This window comes from Shinella sumterensis (assembly GCF_004514425.2).
In the GTDB taxonomy this organism is placed as follows: domain Bacteria; phylum Pseudomonadota; class Alphaproteobacteria; order Rhizobiales; family Rhizobiaceae; genus Shinella; species Shinella sumterensis.
Map to the genome: position 1 here is coordinate 168,239 of NZ_MYFN02000001.1, position 20,002 is coordinate 188,240.

A 20,002-nucleotide genomic window follows, 5' to 3' on the forward strand; every position below is an offset into this window, starting at 1 on the left:
AGCTCCCCCCGCCGCCCTGGGAGTTACTTGTCGAGAACCTGCGGACGGTATTCCGCAAACAGTTCCTTGTGCGGGTATTCGCCGACCTTGTCGGGCGTCACGAGGGCCGTGCCGGCATCGACGAAAGCGGGGACCGTCTTGCCGGCAGCAGCCTCGCGTGCGACCTGGATGGTGACGTCGCCGAGATATTGCGGGTCGTTCAGCGCGGTGGCGATGTACTTGCCGTCGGCCATGGCTTCGAGCGCCTCGGACAGGCCGTCGACGCCGGCGATCAGCACGTCGTCGCGGCCATTTTCCTTGAGAACCTGCAGGGCGCCGAGCGCCATGTCGTCGTTGTGGGCGTAGACCACTTTCACGTCGGCATTGGCCTGAAGCAGGTCCTGCATGGCGGTCACGGCGTTGGCGCGGATATATTCCGCATAGGGGCCTTCGACGATCGTGTGGCCGGAGCCTTCAAGCGCGGCATGGAAGCCATCGCGACGGTCCATCATGACTGCACCGCCGGCATCGCCCTGGATCTCGATGACCTTGGCGCCGGTGACACCATCGGCCTTCAGCTTCGCGATAACGGCTTCGCCGACCAGCTTGCCCATCGCCTTGTTGTCGCGGCCGACATGGGCGGCGACCTTGCCGCCGGTGACGGGACGGTCGACGGTGATGACGGGAATGCCGGCAGCGGCGGCGGCCTCAAGCGACGGGGCGACGGCTTCCGGGTTGACGGGGTTGATGATGATCGCGCTCACACCCTGGGTGATCAGATCCTGGATATCATTGTTCTGCTTGCTGACATCGCCATTGGCATCGAGGAAGACGAGCGTGTCGCCGGATGCCTTGGCGGCGGCCTCCGCACCGTTCTTCAGCTGCACATAGAAGGGCGACTGAAGCGTGACCTGGCTGAAGCCGATCTTCAGGCCCTCGGCATGGGCGGCGGCAGGCGAAAGCGCCATGACGGCGAGAACCGAAACGGTGCCGGCGAGACTGGCAAGAAATGTACGACGCGTGTTCATTGGTTTCCTCCCTAAAGAACCGAAAATCGCCCTCTCTCCCAGAGGGCAACATAAGTGATATTATTTCACATATGTTGCTAGCATGGCATCATGGGCGCCGGAACCTTGTCAATCCCGTGACGAGGCCTTGACGGAAAGAATATCCAACCGATTGAATTCGCTTCATTTATCGGTGATTTTTCCGGGAAGATTCATCCCGCCTGCGCGACGGCGGCGTGCAAAATTCCGTTTGCGGGAATTTTCCGGGCGAAAATGCCGGCAACATTTGCAGCTTTGGCAAATGGAGGGGAAGAGACAGGGCGGCGCGGCTTCGCTTTCCGCCCGGATCGCGTCAGCTCGACGCGACCATATCCGCGATGCGGCCGCCGGCGATGCCGAGCGGGTTTGCCAGGTCCAGCACGACCGACATGTGGTTGAGGCCGGGCAGCGGGAGAAGCTGGGCAGCCTCGCCCTGCGCGTTCAATCGGGATTGCAGTGCCGATGCGGGCTCAAGGAAGGGCGTCGTTTCCTCCGCACCAAAGGCGATCACACGCAGGGGGCAGGCACGCTGGGCGGCGGTCAAAGGCGACCACGCCGCCGCCTCCACGGGCGTCATCCGCGCCTCGTCACGCAGGAAGCTGCCGGGAATTCCAGAGAGGTCGTAGATGCCGCTGAGCAGGAAAAGTCCCTTCAGGGCGGGAAGCTGTGGCGGGTCTTTTTCTTCGAGGCCCGTCGCGGCAAGGAACGAGGCGAGATGGGCGCCCGCCGAATGGCCGCTGACGGTGAGCCGCGCGGGATCGGCGCCAAAATCGCGTGCGTGCTCCTGAAGCCAGAGCACGGAACGCCGCACCTGGCCGACGAGCACATCAAGCCGCTCGCCGGGCATGAGATCATATTCGACGAGGGCCGCGACACCGCCGGCGGCCAGGACCGGTGCGGCAACGACGCGATAGTTCTCCTTCTCGCCGGAGCGCCAGTACCCGCCGTGGACGAAGACGTGCATCGGCGCACCGGCCTTCGGGCGCTCCGGCAGGATGACATCAAGGACCTCGCGCGGCCGCGCGCCGTAACGCAGATCGGCCAGCACCTCCGCACGAGCCGAAAACGCCCGGCTGCGCTCCGCAAATTCGGCCGCGATCGCGTCGAAATCAGGCACGAAATCGCGAATCCGGTAAAGGTCCTGTGACGTCATCCTGTTATCCCCCGCGTCAGTACTCGACGGCGTAATACTTCGCCTCCATGAATTCCAGAATACCGGTAACGCCGCCTTCACGGCCGAGACCGCTCTGCTTCACGCCCCCGAAGGGTGCCGCCGGGTCAGACATCAGCCCCCTGTTGATGCCCAGCATGCCGCTTTCGAGGCGCTTGCCGACCTTGAGCGCCCGCTTCAGGTCTCCGGAATAGATATAGGCGGCCAGACCATACTCGGTGTCGTTGGCAAGGCGAACCGCCTCGTCGTCGGTGTCGAACTTGTAGACGGGCGCGACGGGGCCGAAGATTTCCTCGCGCGCAATGGCTGCGTTGACGGGCACGTTTTCCAGAACCGTCGGCGGATAGAAATAGCCGTTTTCGCCAAGCGGCTTGCCGCCCGTCGTGGCGCGGGCGCCTGCGGCCACAGCGTCGGAAACGAGGCGGTCGATCTTGCGCACGGCATTCGTCGTGATCATCGGACCGCATTGCGTCTCCGGATCATAGCCGGGACCGATCCTGAGCGCCGCCATGCGGGCCGTCAGGCCGGCGACGAAGGCGTCGTGGATGCCCGATTGCACATAGAAGCGGTTGGCGGCGGTGCAGGCTTCCCCGGCATTGCGCATCTTGGCGATCATCGCGCCGTCGAGTGCGGCTTCGAGATCCGCGTCGTCGAAGACGAGAAACGGCGCGTTGCCGCCAAGCTCCATCGAGCAGCTGACGACCGACTTGGCGGCCTCGGCCAAAAGCATACGACCAACGCCCGTGGAGCCGGTGAAGGAGAGTTTTCGCACGCGCGGATCGGCCAGCATGGTATTGGTCACGCCACTTGGATTGGTCGTGGTCAGCACGTTGACGACGCCGGGCGGCACCCCCGCCTCCTCGCCGAGGCGCGCCATGGCATAGGCGGTGAGCGGTGTCTCGGAGGCGGGCTTGAGGATGACGGTGCAGCCCGCGGCAAGCGCCGGGCCGATCTTGCGCGTCGCCATGGCGGCAGGGAAGTTCCACGGCGTGATGAGCACCGCAATGCCGATCGGCTCGTGATCGACGAGGATATTGTGCGAGCCGGACGGCGTATGACGATATTCGCCCGGAATGCGCACGGCCTCCTCGGCATACCAGCGGAAAAACTCCGCCGCATAGGCCACTTCGCCGCGTGCATCGGGCAGCGCCTTGCCGTTTTCGAGCGAGATCAGTGTGGCCAGCTCCTCGGCGTGCTGCGTCATCAGCTGGAACCAGCGGCGCAGGATTTCGGCGCGCTGGCGGGCCGGGGTGGCGCGCCAGCCAGCGGCAGCCGCCTCGGCCGCATCGACGGCACGGCGGGCATCGTCGATGGACGCGTCGGCTACCTCGGCGAGCAGGTTTCCGGTCGAGGGGTCGAGAACCTTTATCCCGTCGCCCTTGACCCAGCTGCCGCCGATATAGAGGCCCTGGGCGTGGAGTGCGGGATCGGCATAGCCGGAAACTTTGGCGTGGAACGTCATGGCTTGTCCTTTCAGATCAGATCAGATCAGGCTGGCGCGGTCGCCGCCATGCGCGGCGGCGACGAGGGAGCGCATTTCCTGCGGGTTCAGCGGGCGGGGATTGTTCTGGATGAGGCGGGCGATACCGGAACTCTGCTCGGCCACCCAGTCGATGCGGTCTTCGGCCAGGCCAAGATCGCGAAGCGTGACGGGAATGCCGATCCGTTCGAACAGCGCGGCAAGCGCAGGAATGACGTCCTCGGGGCCGTCGAGACCCGCGGCGTCGGCGATCTCGACAAGTTCCGGCCCGATGGCCGGCTGGTTCCAGGTCATGACATAGGGCATGAGGCAGGCGACGCCGAGGCCATGCGCGGTGTGTGTGAGCGCGCCGACGGGATACTGGATGGCATGGGCCGCAGCCGTGCCGGCCACGCCGAAGGCAAGCCCCGCAAGCGTCGCACCGAGCATGACCTTTTCGCGCGCGGCCTGATCGGCGCCGTCCTTGCAGGCCGCTTCAAGCCCCTGCCACAGGAGGCGTATGGCGCTCAGCGCAAAATGATCCGACAGCGCATTCTTGCCGACGAAGACCCGCTGCAGCGCAAGGCCGGGCACGGGATCGCGCCGGATGGCCGTGAAGGCCTCGATGGCGTGGGTCAGCGCATCCGCGCCGGCAATCGCCGTCAAACCGGGCGGGCAGGAAAGGGTCAGTTCGGGGTCGCAGATCGATACGGTCGGAATGAGATGAGGGCTGGAAATGCCGACCTTCAGGCTGCGCTCGCTGTCCGACAACACCGCGACCGGCGTCACCTCGGACCCCGTACCGGCGGTGGTGGGAATGGCGATCAGCGGCAGAACCGGCCCGGGAACCGTGTGTTCGCCGTAGTAGTCCTGCGGGCATCCGCCATGCGCAAGAAGAAGCGCCACGCATTTCGCCATGTCCAGGCAGGAGCCGCCGCCGATGCCGATGACGAGGTCAGGCCGGAATATCCGCGCATTTTCGGCGCTCGCGACGGCCTGCTCGACGGGAACGTCCGGCAGGGTGGAGCTGTCGATGAGCACGGCAAGGCCTGCGGTCTCCAACTGGCCGACCAGCGCACGGAAATCGGCGTCCGCCGCAAGGCGGATATCCGTGACGACCAGCGCGCGCCGGCCGAGCGTGGCCGCGACGCTGCCGAGCGCGTGGCGCTGGCCGGCCCCGAAGAGCAGTTCGCGCGGCGCCCTCAATGTGCCGAATAGGTTCATTCCGTGTCTCCTCCAGTGAATTCAGGCGGCCTCAAGGGCCATAAGCTGTTCGAAAAGCGGCTGCGGCAGGGTGATGCCCTCGGCCATCGCGGCGGCCCGGCGGCTGCGCGCACCATCGCCGGGAACGGCGACGGGTCTTGCAGGATCGAGCGGGCGGGAGAGCCGCAGGCTGTCGAGATAGGCGGTCAGCGCGGGGGCCGCGCCCTTGCCGGCCGCGGGGTCGATGAGGACGAGAAGATCGCCCTTGTTGGCGGCGTGAGCGTCATCGAGCGTGCCGTGCACGTCAGGCGACAGGGCCGAACCGGCAAGCGCCGCCACAAGAAGCTCGATGGCGAGGCCAAGACCATAACCCTTCGCATCGCCGAACGGCGCGATGGCGCCGGTCTGCGCGGCGAGGGGATCCTCGGTCGGCTTCCCGTGCGCATCGACGGCCCAACCTGGCGGGATCGGCACGCCGCGCAGCGCATGGTTGCGAATCTTGCCCATGGAAACGACGCTGGTCGCGAGGTCCAGCACGAACGGTCGCTCGCCTGCGGGAATACCGATCGCAACCGGGTTCGTGCCGAGCACGGCCTCGGTGCCGCCGAAGGGATGGACGAGGGCTTCGCTCGTGGACATCACGATCGCGATCAGCCCTTCGCGCGCGGCGATCTCTGCATAATAGGCGAGCATGCCGATATGGTTGGCGTTGCGAATGGCCGCCACCGCTATCCCCGTTTCGGGCAGGTTCTGCCTCAGGCGCTGCATCGCATTCATCAGCACGACGGGACCAAGGCCGCGCTCGCCATCCACATCGAGAAAGGCCTGCCGCGACCATTTGAAGGCCCCCTGCGCGCGCCCGTCCGCCAGCCCCTTCTCAAGGCGTGACAGCAAAAGGGGCAGGCGTTGCAGTCCGTGCGAGGGCAGGCCGCGCAACTCCGCCTCGACCAGAAGGTCGGCCTGGAGCGCTGCGGCCCGAGGCTCCACGCCCCGGCTTTCGAGCAGCGCCGTCGCCAGCCTGCGGAGTTGATCGGGCATCACCTGCATTTCATATCCTATATCGGATCATATACGATATTGTATTTGACATAGGATATCTTATTTGCAACAAAAGATCGCATGTCAATAAGCAGTCGGAGAGCAAACGTGGCAATTGCAGCGGAGCGGGAAGGCAAGGCGCCGGTTATTCGCCCCATCAGCGTCGTGGAAGGTGTTTACGACAGTATCTACCATCGCCTGATGTCGCTGGAGATCGCGCCGGGAGCGCGCATTCCGATCGACGTGCTCTCCCGGGACCTCGGCGTATCGCAGACGCCGATCCGTGAAGCGCTGAGCCGTCTGGAGCGCGAGGGGCTGGTCCGCAAGGAACATCTCGTCGGCTACAGCGCTGCCCCGCAGTGGACGCGCAAGCAGTTCGAGGACCTTTACGTCTTCCGCCTTCTGGTCGAGCCGGAGGCGGCGCGGCTTGCGGTCATCAACATGACGCCTGAGGCGCTGTCGCAGCTGGAGACCTCCGCCGCCGATATGGGCCATGGCGAGACGCCGGTCGACCGCAACACGCGCTATTCCCGTTTCGCCCGCGCCGACGCGCAATTCCACGACGCCATTCTCAAGATCGCCGGCAACGAGATCATCCGCAGCACGCTGTCGAACCAGCATGTCCACCTGCATATCTTCCGGCTGATGTTCCATACGCGGGTCACGCAGGAGGCTCTTGAAGAACACGAGAACCTGCTCGCCGCCTTCCGCTCCGGCGAACCGCAGGCGGCATACGATGCCATGCGCATCCACATCGAGCGTTCGCGCGACCGCCTGTTGTCGGCCTTCGAATGAACGCCGTCGTCACCCCACAGCTGGCCATGGCGCCCGCAGGCACGGCCGCCGCCCTCGGCGCCGAAGGGCTTGGCAAGACCTATGGCCAGATCACCGTGCTGTCGGATGTCACACTCGATATCCGTCCCGGCGAGGTGCACGCGATCATCGGAGAGAACGGCGCCGGCAAGTCGACGTTGATGAAGCTTCTTTCCGGCCATGTGGCGCCGACCGAAGGCAGCCTCTTCCTGGACGGCAGGCCGGTCGCGTTCCGCAATGCGGTGGAGGCCGAGGACGCCGGCATCGTGCTGGTTCACCAGGAAATCCTGCTGGCGGCCGACCTGACGGTCGCCGAAAACCTCTTTCTCGGCCGTGAAGTCGGCCGCGGCCTGATGGTCGACGATCGGTCGATGAACCGGCGCACCGCCGAACTCCTGGCAAGGGTGGGCTCGACTGCGCGTCCGCGCGACCGCGTCTGCGACCTGCCGCTTGCCCAGCGCCAGCTCGTGCAGATCGCCCGCGCCCTGCTGGACGAGCGCAAGGTCGTGATCCTCGACGAGCCGACGGCCGTGCTGGCGAATGACGAAGTGGCGGCGCTGCTCGATATCGTGCGCAGCCTGCGAGACCACGGCGTCGCCGTGCTCTACATCTCGCACCGCCTCGACGAGGTGCAGGCGCTGGCCGACCGCATCACCGTGCTGCGCGACGGGCGGATGATCGGCACCTGGCCTGCCGCCGGCCTTGGCCAGCGCGAGATGGCGGAACTGATGGTCGGACGCGAGCTGGACATGCTCTATCCGCACAAGCGGCCGCAAGCCACGGCCGAGCCGATCCTGACCGTGACCGATCTTGCCGTCGATCACGGCTCCGAGACGGTATCCTTCGACGTGCGTCCGGGCGAGGTGCTCGGCATCGGCGGCATGATCGGGGCAGGACGCACGGAACTGATCGAAGGCCTGATGGGGCTTCGCCCTTCGCAGGCGGCGCGCGTGACCGTGAATGGCAAGGAGATCGCCGGCCGGTCGGTGCGCACGCTGATGGAAGCCGGGCTCGTCTACCTGACCGAGGACCGAAAGGGAAAGGGCCTTCTTCTGGAGGAGAAGCTCGGCCCCAACCTGACGCTCCAGGCGCTCGATTCCGTCAATCCGGGCGCCGTTCTCGACAAGCGGGCGGAAGTCGTGCGGCTGGAAAAGGCGGTGGCCGATTATGACATCCGGGTGCGCTCGCTGCGCCTGGAGGCCGGAAAGCTTTCCGGCGGCAACCAGCAGAAGCTTCTGCTGGCCAAAGTCATGATGGCGGATCCTTCGGTGGTCATCATCGACGAGCCGACCCGCGGCATCGACATCGGCAACAAGAGCCAGATCTACGACTTCATCGACGCGATGGTGCGCGCCGGCAAGGCCTGCATCGTCATCTCGTCGGAAATGCCCGAACTGGTCGGCCTCGCCGACCGGGTTCTGGTGATGCGGGCCGGCCGGATCGTCGCCGAGCTTCGCGGCAATGACATCAATGAGGAGAATGTCGTCTATGCGGCCACGACGGGTGGCGGTGCGGACGGCGGGGAGGAAGACCATGACCACCGCAGCGACCATAACAATCCCGCCGGCTGACGACGCCGCCCGCATCCGCTGGGCCGATCTGGCGCCGTTCATCGCCCTTGCGCTGATCGTGCTCTTCGGCGCGCTGGTGAATTCCAATTTCGTCTCGTCGGCCAACCTGATCAACGTCATCACGCGCAGCGCGTTCATCGCCATCATTGCTGTCGGGGCGACCTTCGTGATCTCCTCGGGCGGGCTGGACCTGTCGGTCGGCTCCATGATGGCCTTCGTTACCGGCATCATGATCATGGTGATGAACCATCTTGCGCCGAATTTCGGCGCCTGGGCCATCCCGATGGGGGCTGGGGTCGCCCTGGTCGTCGGCTCGCTGTGCGGGCTCTTCAACGGCCTGATCGTGACGGTCGGGCGCATCGAGCCCTTCATCGTGACGCTCGGAACGATGGGCATCTTCCGCGCCTTCATCACCTTCATGACGGACGGCGGATCGCTGCCGATCGACCGCAGCCTGCGCGAGGCCTATCGCCCGGTCTATTTCGGCAGCCTGTTCGGCATTCCCTATCCGGTGCTGATCACCTTCGTCGTCGTGCTTGTCGGCGCCTTCCTGCTCTACAAGACGAAGTTCGGCCGGCGCCTCACGTCGGCGGGTTCGAATGTCGAGGTCGCGCGCTTCTCCGGCGTCAATGTCGCTGCCGTGCGCACCATGGCCTATGTCATCCAGGGCGTCTGCGTGGCCGTCGCCGCCATCTGCTACGTGCCGCGACTTGGCGCCGCCACCCCCACGACGGGCCAGCTCTGGGAATTGCAGGTCATCACCGCTGTCGTCATCGGCGGCACGCTGCTGCGCGGCGGACGCGGACGTATCGGCGGCACCGTCGCCGGCGCGCTGATCCTCGAGGTCATCGCCAATGTCATGGTGCTCTCGGACATGGTCTCGGAATATCTCGTCGCCGCCGTGCAGGGCGCGATCATCATCATCGCCATGCTGGCGCACCGCTTTACCGCCAACCGCTGATATCGGCCCTCGGTCGAGACCGGCATTGACTTCAAAAGGAGGAGAAAATGAAGTCTATCATGCAGAAAGCAGCACTCTTGCTGTCAACGGCCGCCCTGGCCATCGCCCTGCCGCTCGCCAGCGCCCAGGCGGAGGAGAAGGTGACGATCGCCGTGTCCATTCCGGCCGCAACGCACGGCTGGACGGGCGGCGTGGTCTACCACGCCGAGCAGGCCGAGAAGGAAATCGAGGCCGCGTTCCCGAATATCGACGTCGTCCTGTCCACGGCGTCCTCGGCGACCGCGCAGGTTTCCGCGCTGGAGGACCTTTCGGCGAGCCGCAAGCTCGATGCGCTTGTCATCCTGCCCTTCACGTCGGAGGAACTGACGGGGCCGGTCGAGCAGATCAAGCAGAAGGGCACCTTCATCTCGGTCGTCGACCGCGGCCTGACGGACCCGGCGGTGCAGGATCTCTATGTTGCCGGCGACAATATCGCCGTTGGCGCCAACACCGCGCACTGGCTCGTCGACAAGCTGGGCGGCGAAGGCCAGATCGTCGTGCTGCGCGGCATCCCGACGGTCATCGACGACGAGCGCATCAAGGGCTTCTCGGATGTCATCGCCAAGTCCAACATCAAGATCCTCGACATCCAGTATGCCAACTGGAACCAGGACGAAGCCTTCAAGCTGATGCAGGACTATCTGGCGAAATATCCGAAGATCGACGCCGTCTGGGCCAATGACGACGACATGCTGCTCGGCGTGCTCGAGGCCGTCGACAATGCCGGCCGCAAGGACATCAAGTATGCGCTTGGCGGCAACGGCATGAAGCAGGTCATCGAGATGGTGAAGGAGAAGAACGAGCGCACGCCGATCTCCACGCCCTATCCGCCGTCGATGATCAAGTCGGCCATCTACATGACGGCTGCCCAGTTTGCAGGCCAGGCGCCGGTGCGCGGCTCCTTCCTGCTTGGCGCGCCGCTCATCACCCCGGAAAATGCGGACCAGTTCTACTTCCCCGCATCCCCGTTCTGATCGCAGACCGTGCCCGGCTTCGGCCGGGCACACCACGACAACCATGAGACAAGGAGACAAGACATGAGCGGCAAGAAAATCCTCATGCTGACCGGCGAATTCACCGAGGAATACGAAATCTACGTCTACCAGCAGGGGATGGAGGCTGTCGGCCACACGGTGCACGTCGTGTGCCCGGACAAGAAGGCCGGCGACCGCATCAAGACCTCGCTGCACGATTTCGAAGGCGACCAGACCTATACCGAAAAGCTCGGCCACTACGCCGACATCAACAAGACCTTTTCCGAAGTCCGCGTCGAGGAATATGACGCCGTCTACGCCGCCGGTGGCCGCGGCCCGGAATATATCCGCACCGACAAGCGCGTGCAGGACATGGTGCGCCATTTCCACGAGACCGGAAAGCCGATCTTCACCATCTGCCACGGCGTGCAGATCCTGATGGCCGTGCCCGGCGTGCTGAAGGGCAGGAAGGTCGCCGGCCTCGGCGCCTGCGAGCCGGAAGTGACGGCCGTCGGCGGCATCTATATCGACGTGAAGCCCACCGAGGCCTATGTCGACGGCAACATGGTCTCTGCCAAGGGCTGGACGGGCCTCGCCGCCTTCATGCGCGAGTGCCTGAACGTGCTCGGCACGAAGATCACGCACAGCTGATCGGCAGCGCTCCTGGCACGCCCCGGGTTAAACGCCCGGGGTTTTGCCGTTCGCGGCCCAAGCTTCCGCAAGGAAATTCTATGGATTTGCAGGACTATAGGAGGGACTTTCTTATCTTCCGCAGCCTTCGCGCGCATCATCGCAAGCATTCCGATTTGCGAAGGAGATTGCGCGATGCGCTCGATCGATATTCCGCTCGACACACTTATCCTGCCCGGCCTCAACGGTTCGCCCGAGGCCCACTGGCAGCGCCACTGGGTGCGTGACAATCCGCAAAGCCGTGTCGTCGAGCAATATGACTGGACCTGCCCGGAGCGGCAGAGTTGGCTCAGCCGCGTGGAAGAGGATATCGAGCGGGTGGGCCACGACGTCTGGCTGGTCGCCCACAGCCTCGGCTGCGTGCTGGCGGCGCATCTGGCACAAAGCCCCATCGCCTCGCGCATCCGCGGCGCGCTGCTCGTCGCGCCCTGCGACCTCGATACGACGGAAACGATGCATCCGTGTATCATCCGGTTCGGCGCGATGCCGACAGCGCGCCTGCCGTTTCCCTCGCTTGTCGTCGGCAGCCTGAACGATCCCTATATGCCGGTGGCGCGGCTCAAGAAGACGGCGGACAACTGGGGCAGCGATCTCATCGATATCGGCGAAGCCGGCCACATCAACATCGCGAGCGGCTTTGGCCGCTGGGCCGCGGGCTACGACTTCCTCGAACTTCTGAAGGAACGCGCGGCCTTCGCCGCAACGAAAGACGGCCGCCTGTTTTCGGCGGCCGTGTCGAATACGGGGCTGATGCTCAACTGAGCATCAGCGATGCGCCGCCCACGGCACAAGCCGGCGCTCGATCAGCCGCGCGAGAAACTCCAGCAGGATCGCGATCAGGGCGATGACGACGATGCCGGCAATCACGATATCGGTGACGAGAAACTGCGCGGCCGACTGGATCATGAAGCCGATGCCGCTCGTCGCGGCGACGAGTTCCGCCGCAACCAGCGTCGTCCAGCCAGCCCCGAGCGCGATGCGCACGCCCGTCAGGATCGATGGCACGGCGCTTGGAAGGACGACTTCGGCCAGCACCTGCCGCCGGGTGGCGCCAAGCGAGCGCGCCGCGTTGACGTGATCCTTCGAGACGGAGCGTACGCCGGCGGACGTCGAAAGAATGATCGACGGCAGCATGGAGAGCGCAATCACCGTGATCTTCGACGCCTCGCCGATGCCGACCCAGATGATGATGAGCGGAAGATAGGCGAGCGGCGGCAGCGGGCGCAGGAATTCCACGATGGGATCGAGAATGCCGCGTCCGACGCGGCTCGTGCCGATGGCGATGCCGGCCGGAATGCCGATCAGGATCGACGCGATCAGCGCGCCGAAGATCCGGTAGAGGCTGGCGCCGACATGTTCGGCGAGCGTCGCATCGACGAAGCCCGTCACGACGAGATTGTAAAGGGCCACGACGACCTGCCGGGGGGAGGGCAGGAACACGGGCGATACGAGCGCATAGGAGGCTGCAACAGCCCACGCGCCGATGATTGCCGCGACCGTGACCGCGGAGATAAGGGCCACGGGAATGGGGCGGCCGGCGGCCTTCTCGTCGGTTGCGGTGTCGGCCGCGGGGGCGAGCGTTTCGATGTCGGTGGAGAATGTCATGCCGCGAGCTCCTCGTCGTCACCGGAATGGATCAGGCCGGTCAGCCCGGCATGCATGCGCTTGAAGATCGGCGAGGCCTTCACGGCTGCCACGGAGGCGCCTGCGCGCACCTCGGCATTGAAGCCGGCCTCGATCTCGGCGGTGAGACGACCCGGATTGGGAGAGAGAACGACGACGCGCGTGCCGAGCAGCAGCGCCTCCTCGATGCTGTGCGTGATCAGAAGCGCACCCGCGCCGCTTTCCGCCTTGATGCGCAGCAGGAATTCCTGCATGCGCGTGCGGGTCAGGGCATCGAGGGCGCCGAGCGGTTCGTCCAGCAGCAGGAAGCGCGGTTCGGCCGCGAGCGCGCGCGCGATACCGACGCGCTGGCGCATGCCGCCCGACAGCTCCCAGATATTCCGGTCGCCGGCATCCGCGAGGCCGACACGATCGAGCAGCGCCTGTGCACGCGCGCGCCGCTCGCCGAGCGGCACACCCTTGAGCTTGAGAGGAAAGGCGACATTGTCGCGCGCATCGAGCCAGGGATAGAGCGCATCGTCCTGGAAGACGACCGCGCGGTCCGCGCCGGGCCCGCGCACCGGCGCGCCATCCACGGTGATCGTGCCGGTGCTCGGTGCCAGGAAGCCGGCGGCGAGGTTGAGCAGGCTTGTCTTGCCGGAGCCCGAGCGGCCGATGACGGCCACGAGTTCATCGGAGGCGACCTGCAGGTTGATGCCGTCGAGGACACGCTTTTCACCCGCGCCCTTGCGGCCCGGCTGCGGCGGATAACGAAGCGACACGTTGCGGAATGTCAGGATGCTCATGAGACCTCCGGAAGGGAAAGGGTTCAGCCGATGGCCCGGCGGCGCTTTCGCGCGACCGGGCCATCTCCGCCGCAGGATCGTCGCGCGTCAGTTGACGAGCTTTGCCGCATCCGTCACCCAGCGGGTGGAGACGTAGGGCGTGTAGTCGGAGAGTGCCGCCGGAATCTTGCCCTGTTCGAGCAGGAAGGCGGACGTATCCGAAACGGCCTTCACCGTGCCGCCGCCCAGAAGCGGTTCGCCGGCTTGCTCTTCGAGCGTCGGGAAGATGTACCCCTTGAGCAGGGCCGGCACCTCATCCTGCTTGGCGCCGGTGAGGCGGGCGATCTTTTCCGCTTCAGGCGACGTCGCGTTCCAGGCATCCGGGTTGGCGCGATAGGCCGCGGTCGCATCGCCCGTCACCTTGACGAAGGCCGTCACGACATCGGGATGTTCCTCGGCGAATTTCTTGCTGACGATCCAGGCGTCGAAAGTCGGCCCGCCCCATTCGGCGACATCCGCCGAGGTCGCGAGCACCTTGCCGCTCTTCTTCAGCTGGGCCAGCACCGGATCCCAGACATAGGCACCCTCGATGTCGCCACGCTCCCAGGCGGCTGCGATTTCCGGCGGGCGCAGATTGAGGATCTCGACCGACTTCGGATCGACATTCCAATGCTTGAGCGCGGTCAGGAGGCTGTAATGCGCGGTGGAAACGAAGGGCGTCGCGATCTTCTTGCCGACGAGGTCTTCCGGCTTTTCGACCGACTTGACGGCCAGCGCCTCGGCTTCGCTGATCAGCCCGACGACGAAGATCGCCTCGATGGGCAGTTCGCGGCTTGCCGCCGCCGCGAGCGGCGACGAACCGACATAGCCGATATCGAGCGAGCCGGAAGCGATCGCCGCGATGACATCGGCGCCGCCATCGAACTTCTGCCAGTTGATCTTGGCGCCCGTCGCCTTCTCGTACGTGCCGTCGGCCTGCGGAACGCGCGACGGCTCGACGATCGGCTGGTAGCCGATATTCAGCGTCACATCGGCGGCGCGGGCGGTGCTGAACGACGCCGCCATTGCAACGGCGGCGGTGGCGGCCAGCAGGGTCCTGCGGGTAATGGTCATGGTCCTCTCCTCAAATTGCCGTCGCCCTGTCTGCGGGCCGGTTATTCAAGGCTACATAATCAATAATTTTAGTAGAGAAATTTTCGCCTCAATCTTGGTGGCTGTCCGCGATTGGTTTTGCGTTTTGCACGCGCACCGCGAAAACCGGGTCGAGCGGCGCTATCGGCCGCGCAATGGCAGGCCGAGCGCCATATCGGCAAGGAGAAATCGCCCGAGATGGTGCCGAATGGGCACGGATCGAACGAAAACGACCTAAGGGCTTGACAGAAGCAGCAATTTCCTTGCGGGCGATGCCGTAAATAAATTATACCGTTTTTATATGTTTTTCGCACTTCGGTGCCTAGAATGGGCCAGAATCACCCGTCAAAGGGGAATCGGTCGATCTTCCCGAAGAAGACGAGGAAACGCGGCGTGCGCAAACGTGCGGCACGCGACGCATAGATGCTGATGGAAAGCAGGCAAGAATGCTGACGAAAAAGGGAAAATACGGTCTGAAGGCCCTGGTGGACCTCGCACGGCTTCAACCGGGCGAAACGGCTTTCGTCAGCGAAATCGCCCTGCGCAACAATATCCCGAAGAAGTTCCTCGACACGATCCTTCTGGAACTGCGCAATGCCGGCATGCTGCGCTCCAAGAAGGGCCCGGGCGGCGGTTATTCGCTCTCCCATCCCGCGTCCGAAATCCGCATCGGCCACGCCATCCGCGTGCTCGACGGCCCGCTGGCGCCCATCCGCTGTGCCAGCCGCACGGCCTATGAGGCCTGCGAGGACTGTGCCGATCCGGAGACCTGTCAGGTCCGCCGCGCCATGACGGATGTGCGCGATGCCATCGCCTCGATCCTCGACACGATGACGCTGGAACAGTTCGTCGCCGTGCCGGGTGCTGCGGCAATCATCGAGGACGAAGACGGGCGCGAGCAACTGGTGGGCTGATCGCGCCCGCCGGATCTGCGGCTAGCCGTCCCGCGCCCCGCCGCTCCTGTGCGCATCGATCGTGATCCGTCCGCTTTCGGCCAGCGCTTCCATCACCTGCGCGGTGAGGGGGATATCGGCCGGCGGCTCGCGGCCGGCTGATGCGGCGTCATGCGCTACCGCCTGCGCAGAAGCCAGCGCGGACGCGGATGCCTGGAACGCATTGATGCGATGTTGATCGGCAAGGCCGATCTGCGCCGCGTCGATCGCGCGCCCTGCATCCGCGATGATCGCTTCGGTAGCGGCAAGGCGGGCCGAGAACAGCCCGACCGCGAGAGGGTCCGCATCACCCGTATCCAGAAGCCGTTCCAGGACGCCCCGCGCGGCACCGAGCCGGCACGCCGCCTCCAGAAGCAGGCCGAGCGAGCGGGGAACGGCCACGGGCGCCGCATCTCCGGAGGCCTGAAGCAGGAAGTCCGGCTCCACCGCGACATCCTTCAACAGCACATTTTCGGCCGCCTGTGCGGCTCCCGGCGCAGGTTCGCAGGTATTCGCGACGAAATGCACGCCTTCGGCGCGAACGGGCAACAGGAGTTTCCCGGTCCGTCCGCCGGTCTGCACCGGCAGCAGCATCCAATCGGCGTGGCGAGCGCAGGGGGTGCAGAAGACCTCGCCACCAAAGCGCAAGGCAACCCCATTCGACTGGATCGGCAGGGCTTCGCCCGACCGCGCGGCGCCGCGAGCCACACGCGCGCCGGCGAGCGCAGCGGCGAACACGGTCTTGCGCTGGCCCTCCGTTCCGTGGCTGCGCAGAGATTCAAGCCCGACGAAGTGGGCGGCCAGAATATCGGCGAGCGGGGCGGAGCGCACCGCAGCCTCGCAACAGATCGTCGCCAGCACCGTATTGGAAACATCGATGCCACCATTGTCGGTGGGCACGGATATGCCGAAGAGGCCGGAGCGCGAAAGCAGTTCCAGCCGCAGCTCGGCCGTGCCGGGCTCGCCCGTAGTACCGCCGAAGACACCCGCGAGCGTGCGGATGATCGTTAAGGCCTCGTCCTCCGTACCGATAACGGCGGCAGTGCGCGAGGGATGGTCGAGCGTCGACGAAATCGTACCCATGTCGTCTGCTCCTTGCCGAAGGTGGTTTCAGGTCGCACAGGCTCAAGCGGGTAAAAAATCACATTCTATAGATACTGTATAGATTCTTTTCGATGGTTTTCAGCGCCAATCCGATGCCGGCGGCGCCGGGTCATCATGCCGGCCTCCATCGTGCAACCAGCATTTTACCGGTCTCATACACAGGGAACGCCGACATCATTACGGATGCCGGTTCCGCAATCGGGAAGAAAACGGGGCAGGGCGCTTGCTGTTCCCGTCCCGTCAGATCCCGCCCATGCAGAGATACTTCATCTCGAGATAATCCTCCAGCCCGTGGCGGGAGCCTTCACGACCCATGCCGGATTGCTTGACGCCGCCGAAGGGGGCGGCTTCAGAGGACATGCGCCCGGTATTGATGCCGACCATGCCGTATTCCAGCGCTTCGGCAACGCGCCAGACGCGGCTGAGATTCGAAGCGTAGAAGTAGGCGGCGAGCCCGTAGATCGTGTCGTTCGCCTCCCGCACGACAGCATCCGCATCCTCGAAACGGATGATCGGGGCAAGCGGCCCAAAGGTCTCCTCCTGGGCGACGCGCATGTCGCGCGTGACGTCCGTCAGGACCGTCGGCGCGAAGAAGGTGCCGGCACCCTCGTAGCGCCGGCCACCGCAATGAATGCTGCCGCCCTTGGCCACGGCGTCGGCGACATGGGCCTCGATCTTGGCGAGCGCGCGGTCGTCGATCAACGGACCGATGGAAACGGCCGGATCGAACCCGTCGCCGACCGACAGCGTGCCGACGCGCTCGGTGAACTTCCGCGCGAATTCGTCATGGACGCCGGCCTGCACATAGAGCCGATTGGCCGAAACGCAGGTCTGGCCGGCATTGCGGAACTTCGCCTGGATGGCGCCATCCACCGCAGCATCGACATCCGCATCATCGAAAACGATGAAGGGTGCGTTGCCGCCGAGTTCCAGGCTGAGCTTCTTCACCTGGTCGGAACATTGCCGCATCAGCAGCCGACCCACCTCCGTCGAACCGGTGAAGCTGATCTTGCGCACCTTCGGATGGCTGCAAAGCTCTCGACCGACAGCATCGCCTTCCGATGCGTAGATAAGGTTGACCACGCCTTCGGGGAACCCGGCCTTCTCGGCCAGCGCGAACATGGCGCCGGCGACGAGCGGCGTCTGCTCGGCGGGCTTCAGGACGACCGTGCAGCCCGCCGCAAGCGCCGGCGAAATCTTGCGTGCCACCATCGATGCCGGAAAATTCCAGGGCGTGATGGCGCCCACGACACCGATGGGCTGCTTGATGACCATCATGCGCCGGTCGCGGGAAGGGGCGGAGATCGTCTCGCCGTAGATGCGGTTGGCCTCTTCGGCGTACCATTGCAGATAGGCGGCGGCGTGCGACACCTCGGACTTCGCCTCCGCGAGCGGCTTGCCCATCTCGGCCGTCAGGATGATGGCGAGATCGTCGGTGTGTTGCACGATGAGCTGGTGCCACCGCCAGAGCGTGTCGGAGCGCTCGCGCGCGGTCTGGGCTGCCCATTCGGTCTGCGCGACGGCCGCGCGTTCGATGGCCGCCCGCGTCTCTTCCGCGCCCATATCGGGAAGCGTGGCAAGGACCTCGCCGGTGGACGGGTTGAACACCTCGAACGTCGCCGCACCCGCGCCATCGGCAATAGCCCGGAACAAGGCCGGATTTTCCAGCCGGCGAACGAGATTCTGCGACAGACCCACCTGATTCCTCCCCGGACGAACGCGCATCGAGAGATAATCAGATACGAGCGGGCCCCGCCGTCCGCAACCCGTCATTCTGTCACGGAGGCAAGTTCTGTTATGGGAGGAGGGCTCTCATGTGCAATGCCCGTCGTAATCGGACAGTTCACGATCACGGAACGTGTCGCGCTTGATCCCGCAGTAAATGGTCGAACGGTGGCCCGCCAGGCTCGCGGGCCATCTCGTTGGCGAGAACTTTGCCGCCGCATGTCGTACCCAGCCTATGGCGGCCTTCCTCAGTTTACGGCGGTCAACCTTTCGGTTCTTAGCTCCAGGCGTGGCGCGGTGGGTTGAGGTCGTTCAGGTAATAGTTGCCGACGTGGAAGAACTTCCATCGCACGGGGTCGTGCAGGGTGTGCGCCCGCGCGTTGCGCCAGTGGCGGTCGAGATTGTGCTTGGCAAGGGTGGAGCGCGTGCCGGCCAACTCGAAGAGCTTGTTCGTGGCGAGGATGGCGATCTCGGTCGTGAGCACCTTGGCCTCCGCAGTCTTCACGGTCGCCTCGGCGATGGTGTCTTCCGTGGCGTTTGCCAGACCGGCATCGATAGCTTCGCCTGCGATATCGAGCAGCGCTTCGGCGGCATGCAGCCTGATCTTCAGATCGCCGATGGCGGCGATGGTGAAGGGGTCCTCGCCCGCGGTTTCCTTGCCGCTATCGATCCACGGACGGCTCTGCGTCTTGATGAAGGCAATCGCGTCATCAATGGCGCCGCGCGCAATGCCGGCATCGATGGCCGCCTGGATGATCTGCGAAACCGGGCCGGCCACTGTCGGCCGATCGAAGGCGAGGACAGGCAGCGCGCGGCTTTTCGGCACGCGCGCATTCTCGATCCTGACCGAGCCGGATGCCGTCGTGCGCTGGCCGAAGCTCGACCAGTTGTTCGTCACGGTGATGCCGGGCGCCTCCCTGTCGACGAAGACGAGGTAGCTTTTTTCGTCATCGTCCAGGGCAACGACGGGAATGATATGGGAGAGCAGGGCGCCCGTCGTGTAGAACTTCTCGCCGTTCACGACGGCCTCGTCTCCATCGAACGCCACCCGCGTCTCGAAGGTGCCGACATTCTTGCTGTTCAGCTCCGAGAAGGCGTTACCGAAACGCAGGCCGGAGAGGACCCAGCCGAAGAATTCGCGTTTCTGCGCTTCCGTGCCGTCGAGATCGATATGGCCATTGATGGAGAGATGGTTCTGGGTGATCTGTGCGATGGAGGAGTCCGCCGCCGCGATGATGGCGATCACGCGGGCGAGGGTACGGTAGGAAACGCCCGCCCCGCCATAGGCCTTGGGCACGTTGATGCCCCACAGGCCGCTCTGGGAATAGGCGTCGATTTCGGCGAGAGGAAGCAGGCCTTCACGGTCGCGCAGTGCCGCGCCGGCGGTAAACTCCGCAGCCAGTCGCTGAGCAACCTCGATGGCTTCGGCATCGCTTGTGATGATATGGGCCGGCGTCTGTGGCCGCGGCCGCGGCGGGACCGGATCGCTGGAGTTGACGCGCGGATGAACGGTGTAGTCGATCGGCTGCTGTTCGATGATCCCCATGGCGGTGCTCCCTGTTGGCGGAAAGCGTAGCCTTTCAGGATTTCTATAAAATCAGTAGACAATCTATTTTACGAAAGGGTCTGCGGGAGAAAAATCCTTCGCCGGCGACGACGGCCGGCATGGAGACGATTGCGGCCTGGAGGATGTCGTTAAAAGCCGAGCCGGCTTCCGGGCCGGGGAGGGCGCCGTCGCTATCGTTCCCTCGGCGATCCTGCGTCGTCGTGCGCGCATGA

18 protein-coding genes are annotated in these 20,002 nt (G+C 65.0%); 7 read left to right on the top strand and 11 right to left on the bottom strand.

Annotated features, from left to right (window positions below; genetic code table 11):
• Positions 1 to 23: 23 nt before the first annotated feature.
• From B5M41_RS00750 to B5M41_RS00770, 5 genes are all read right to left on the bottom strand, one after another.
• The gene (locus B5M41_RS00750; RefSeq protein ID WP_134650403.1) at positions 24 to 1,007 is read right to left on the bottom strand and encodes a substrate-binding domain-containing protein; all 984 of its coding nucleotides are present in this window, start codon (positions 1,005 to 1,007) and stop codon (positions 24 to 26) included.
• 331 nt (positions 1,008 to 1,338) lie between these two features.
• Positions 1,339 to 2,178 carry an alpha/beta hydrolase gene (locus B5M41_RS00755; RefSeq protein WP_134650402.1) on the bottom strand — a complete coding sequence of 280 codons (840 nt, stop codon included), beginning with the start codon at positions 2,176 to 2,178 and terminating at the stop codon, positions 1,339 to 1,341.
• Positions 2,179 to 2,194: 16 nt separating this feature from the next.
• Positions 2,195 to 3,658, bottom strand: a complete 1,464-nt coding sequence (locus tag B5M41_RS00760) for an NAD-dependent succinate-semialdehyde dehydrogenase (RefSeq protein ID WP_134650401.1) — start codon at positions 3,656 to 3,658, stop codon at positions 2,195 to 2,197.
• A 21-nt stretch (positions 3,659 to 3,679) separates the two neighbouring features.
• Positions 3,680 to 4,879 carry an iron-containing alcohol dehydrogenase gene (locus B5M41_RS00765; protein ID WP_134650400.1) on the bottom strand — a complete coding sequence of 400 codons (1,200 nt, stop codon included), beginning with the start codon at positions 4,877 to 4,879 and terminating at the stop codon, positions 3,680 to 3,682.
• A 21-nt stretch (positions 4,880 to 4,900) separates the two neighbouring features.
• Entirely contained in the window at positions 4,901 to 5,905 is a 1,005-nt protein-coding gene (locus B5M41_RS00770) for an Ldh family oxidoreductase (RefSeq protein WP_134650399.1), read from the bottom strand.
• Between the two features lie 72 nt (positions 5,906 to 5,977).
• Between B5M41_RS00770 and B5M41_RS00775 the strand changes: the two genes are divergently transcribed.
• The 6 genes from B5M41_RS00775 (at position 5,978) to B5M41_RS00800 (ending at position 11,706) form a co-directional block, all read left to right on the top strand.
• Positions 5,978 to 6,691 (top strand): GntR family transcriptional regulator, encoded by a 714-nt coding sequence (locus tag B5M41_RS00775; RefSeq protein ID WP_167719234.1) that lies wholly within the window; start codon positions 5,978 to 5,980, stop codon positions 6,689 to 6,691.
• Positions 6,688 to 8,280: a sugar ABC transporter ATP-binding protein gene (locus B5M41_RS00780; RefSeq protein WP_134650397.1), complete on the top strand. Its 1,593-nt coding sequence runs from the start codon at positions 6,688 to 6,690 to the stop codon at positions 8,278 to 8,280. The genes B5M41_RS00775 and B5M41_RS00780 overlap by 4 nt, the downstream gene beginning before the upstream one ends.
• Positions 8,243 to 9,241: an ABC transporter permease gene (locus B5M41_RS00785; protein WP_134650396.1), complete on the top strand. Its 999-nt coding sequence runs from the start codon at positions 8,243 to 8,245 to the stop codon at positions 9,239 to 9,241. Before B5M41_RS00780 ends, B5M41_RS00785 begins: the two co-directional genes overlap by 38 nt.
• Before the next feature lie 47 nt (positions 9,242 to 9,288).
• Entirely contained in the window at positions 9,289 to 10,254 is a 966-nt protein-coding gene (locus B5M41_RS00790; RefSeq protein WP_134650395.1) for a substrate-binding domain-containing protein, read from the top strand.
• Between the two features lie 63 nt (positions 10,255 to 10,317).
• Entirely contained in the window at positions 10,318 to 10,905 is a 588-nt protein-coding gene (locus B5M41_RS00795; protein WP_134650394.1) for a DJ-1/PfpI family protein, read from the top strand.
• A gap of 174 nt (positions 10,906 to 11,079) precedes the next feature.
• On the top strand, positions 11,080 to 11,706 hold the full coding sequence (locus B5M41_RS00800) for an RBBP9/YdeN family alpha/beta hydrolase (RefSeq protein WP_134650393.1): 627 nt from the start codon (positions 11,080 to 11,082) through the stop codon (positions 11,704 to 11,706).
• A 3-nt stretch (positions 11,707 to 11,709) separates the two neighbouring features.
• Here the strand turns inward: B5M41_RS00800 and B5M41_RS00805 are convergent, their stop codons facing one another.
• The 3 genes from B5M41_RS00805 to tauA form a co-directional block, all read right to left on the bottom strand.
• Positions 11,710 to 12,549: an ABC transporter permease subunit gene (locus B5M41_RS00805; RefSeq protein WP_134650392.1), complete on the bottom strand. Its 840-nt coding sequence runs from the start codon at positions 12,547 to 12,549 to the stop codon at positions 11,710 to 11,712.
• Positions 12,546 to 13,352: a taurine ABC transporter ATP-binding protein gene (locus B5M41_RS00810; protein WP_134650391.1), complete on the bottom strand. Its 807-nt coding sequence runs from the start codon at positions 13,350 to 13,352 to the stop codon at positions 12,546 to 12,548. Before B5M41_RS00810 ends, B5M41_RS00805 begins: the two co-directional genes overlap by 4 nt.
• A gap of 87 nt (positions 13,353 to 13,439) precedes the next feature.
• Positions 13,440 to 14,444: a taurine ABC transporter substrate-binding protein gene (tauA, locus tag B5M41_RS00815; RefSeq protein WP_134650390.1), complete on the bottom strand. Its 1,005-nt coding sequence runs from the start codon at positions 14,442 to 14,444 to the stop codon at positions 13,440 to 13,442.
• A gap of 464 nt (positions 14,445 to 14,908) precedes the next feature.
• Between tauA and B5M41_RS00820 the strand changes: the two genes are divergently transcribed.
• Entirely contained in the window at positions 14,909 to 15,376 is a 468-nt protein-coding gene (locus B5M41_RS00820; protein WP_134650389.1) for an RrF2 family transcriptional regulator, read from the top strand.
• A 21-nt stretch (positions 15,377 to 15,397) separates the two neighbouring features.
• Here B5M41_RS00820 and B5M41_RS00825 read toward each other — a convergent pair whose 3' ends face one another.
• The 3 genes from B5M41_RS00825 to B5M41_RS00835 all read right to left on the bottom strand — a co-directional run bounded on the left by B5M41_RS00825 (position 15,398) and on the right by B5M41_RS00835 (position 19,769).
• Positions 15,398 to 16,477, bottom strand: a complete 1,080-nt coding sequence (locus tag B5M41_RS00825; protein WP_134650388.1) for an acyl-CoA dehydrogenase family protein — start codon at positions 16,475 to 16,477, stop codon at positions 15,398 to 15,400.
• 261 nt (positions 16,478 to 16,738) lie between these two features.
• Complete coding sequence (locus B5M41_RS00830) at positions 16,739 to 18,223, bottom strand: NAD-dependent succinate-semialdehyde dehydrogenase (protein ID WP_134650387.1); 1,485 nt, start codon at positions 18,221 to 18,223, stop codon at positions 16,739 to 16,741.
• A 277-nt stretch (positions 18,224 to 18,500) separates the two neighbouring features.
• Positions 18,501 to 19,769 (bottom strand): SfnB family sulfur acquisition oxidoreductase, encoded by a 1,269-nt coding sequence (locus tag B5M41_RS00835; protein WP_134650386.1) that lies wholly within the window; start codon positions 19,767 to 19,769, stop codon positions 18,501 to 18,503.
• Positions 19,770 to 20,002 lie beyond the last annotated feature (233 nt).

What these genes read in the sequence shown, in the direction of transcription:
- B5M41_RS00750 (WP_134650403.1), bottom strand. Translation starts at nt 1,007, where the DNA reads ATGAACACGCGTCGTACATTTCTTGCCAGTCTCGCCGGCACCGTTTCG.
- B5M41_RS00755 (WP_134650402.1), bottom strand. Translation starts at nt 2,178, where the DNA reads ATGACGTCACAGGACCTTTACCGGATTCGCGATTTCGTGCCTGATTTC.
- B5M41_RS00760 (WP_134650401.1), bottom strand. Translation starts at nt 3,658, where the DNA reads ATGACGTTCCACGCCAAAGTTTCCGGCTATGCCGATCCCGCACTCCAC.
- B5M41_RS00765 (WP_134650400.1), bottom strand. Translation starts at nt 4,879, where the DNA reads ATGAACCTATTCGGCACATTGAGGGCGCCGCGCGAACTGCTCTTCGGG.
- B5M41_RS00770 (WP_134650399.1), bottom strand. Translation starts at nt 5,905, where the DNA reads ATGCAGGTGATGCCCGATCAACTCCGCAGGCTGGCGACGGCGCTGCTC.
- B5M41_RS00775 (WP_167719234.1), top strand. Translation starts at nt 5,978, where the DNA reads ATGTCAATAAGCAGTCGGAGAGCAAACGTGGCAATTGCAGCGGAGCGG.
- B5M41_RS00780 (WP_134650397.1), top strand. Translation starts at nt 6,688, where the DNA reads ATGAACGCCGTCGTCACCCCACAGCTGGCCATGGCGCCCGCAGGCACG.
- B5M41_RS00785 (WP_134650396.1), top strand. Translation starts at nt 8,243, where the DNA reads ATGACCACCGCAGCGACCATAACAATCCCGCCGGCTGACGACGCCGCC.
- B5M41_RS00790 (WP_134650395.1), top strand. Translation starts at nt 9,289, where the DNA reads ATGAAGTCTATCATGCAGAAAGCAGCACTCTTGCTGTCAACGGCCGCC.
- B5M41_RS00795 (WP_134650394.1), top strand. Translation starts at nt 10,318, where the DNA reads ATGAGCGGCAAGAAAATCCTCATGCTGACCGGCGAATTCACCGAGGAA.
- B5M41_RS00800 (WP_134650393.1), top strand. Translation starts at nt 11,080, where the DNA reads ATGCGCTCGATCGATATTCCGCTCGACACACTTATCCTGCCCGGCCTC.
- B5M41_RS00805 (WP_134650392.1), bottom strand. Translation starts at nt 12,549, where the DNA reads ATGACATTCTCCACCGACATCGAAACGCTCGCCCCCGCGGCCGACACC.
- B5M41_RS00810 (WP_134650391.1), bottom strand. Translation starts at nt 13,352, where the DNA reads ATGAGCATCCTGACATTCCGCAACGTGTCGCTTCGTTATCCGCCGCAG.
- tauA (WP_134650390.1), bottom strand. Translation starts at nt 14,444, where the DNA reads ATGACCATTACCCGCAGGACCCTGCTGGCCGCCACCGCCGCCGTTGCA.
- B5M41_RS00820 (WP_134650389.1), top strand. Translation starts at nt 14,909, where the DNA reads ATGCTGACGAAAAAGGGAAAATACGGTCTGAAGGCCCTGGTGGACCTC.
- B5M41_RS00825 (WP_134650388.1), bottom strand. Translation starts at nt 16,477, where the DNA reads ATGGGTACGATTTCGTCGACGCTCGACCATCCCTCGCGCACTGCCGCC.
- B5M41_RS00830 (WP_134650387.1), bottom strand. Translation starts at nt 18,223, where the DNA reads ATGCGCGTTCGTCCGGGGAGGAATCAGGTGGGTCTGTCGCAGAATCTC.
- B5M41_RS00835 (WP_134650386.1), bottom strand. Translation starts at nt 19,769, where the DNA reads ATGGGGATCATCGAACAGCAGCCGATCGACTACACCGTTCATCCGCGC.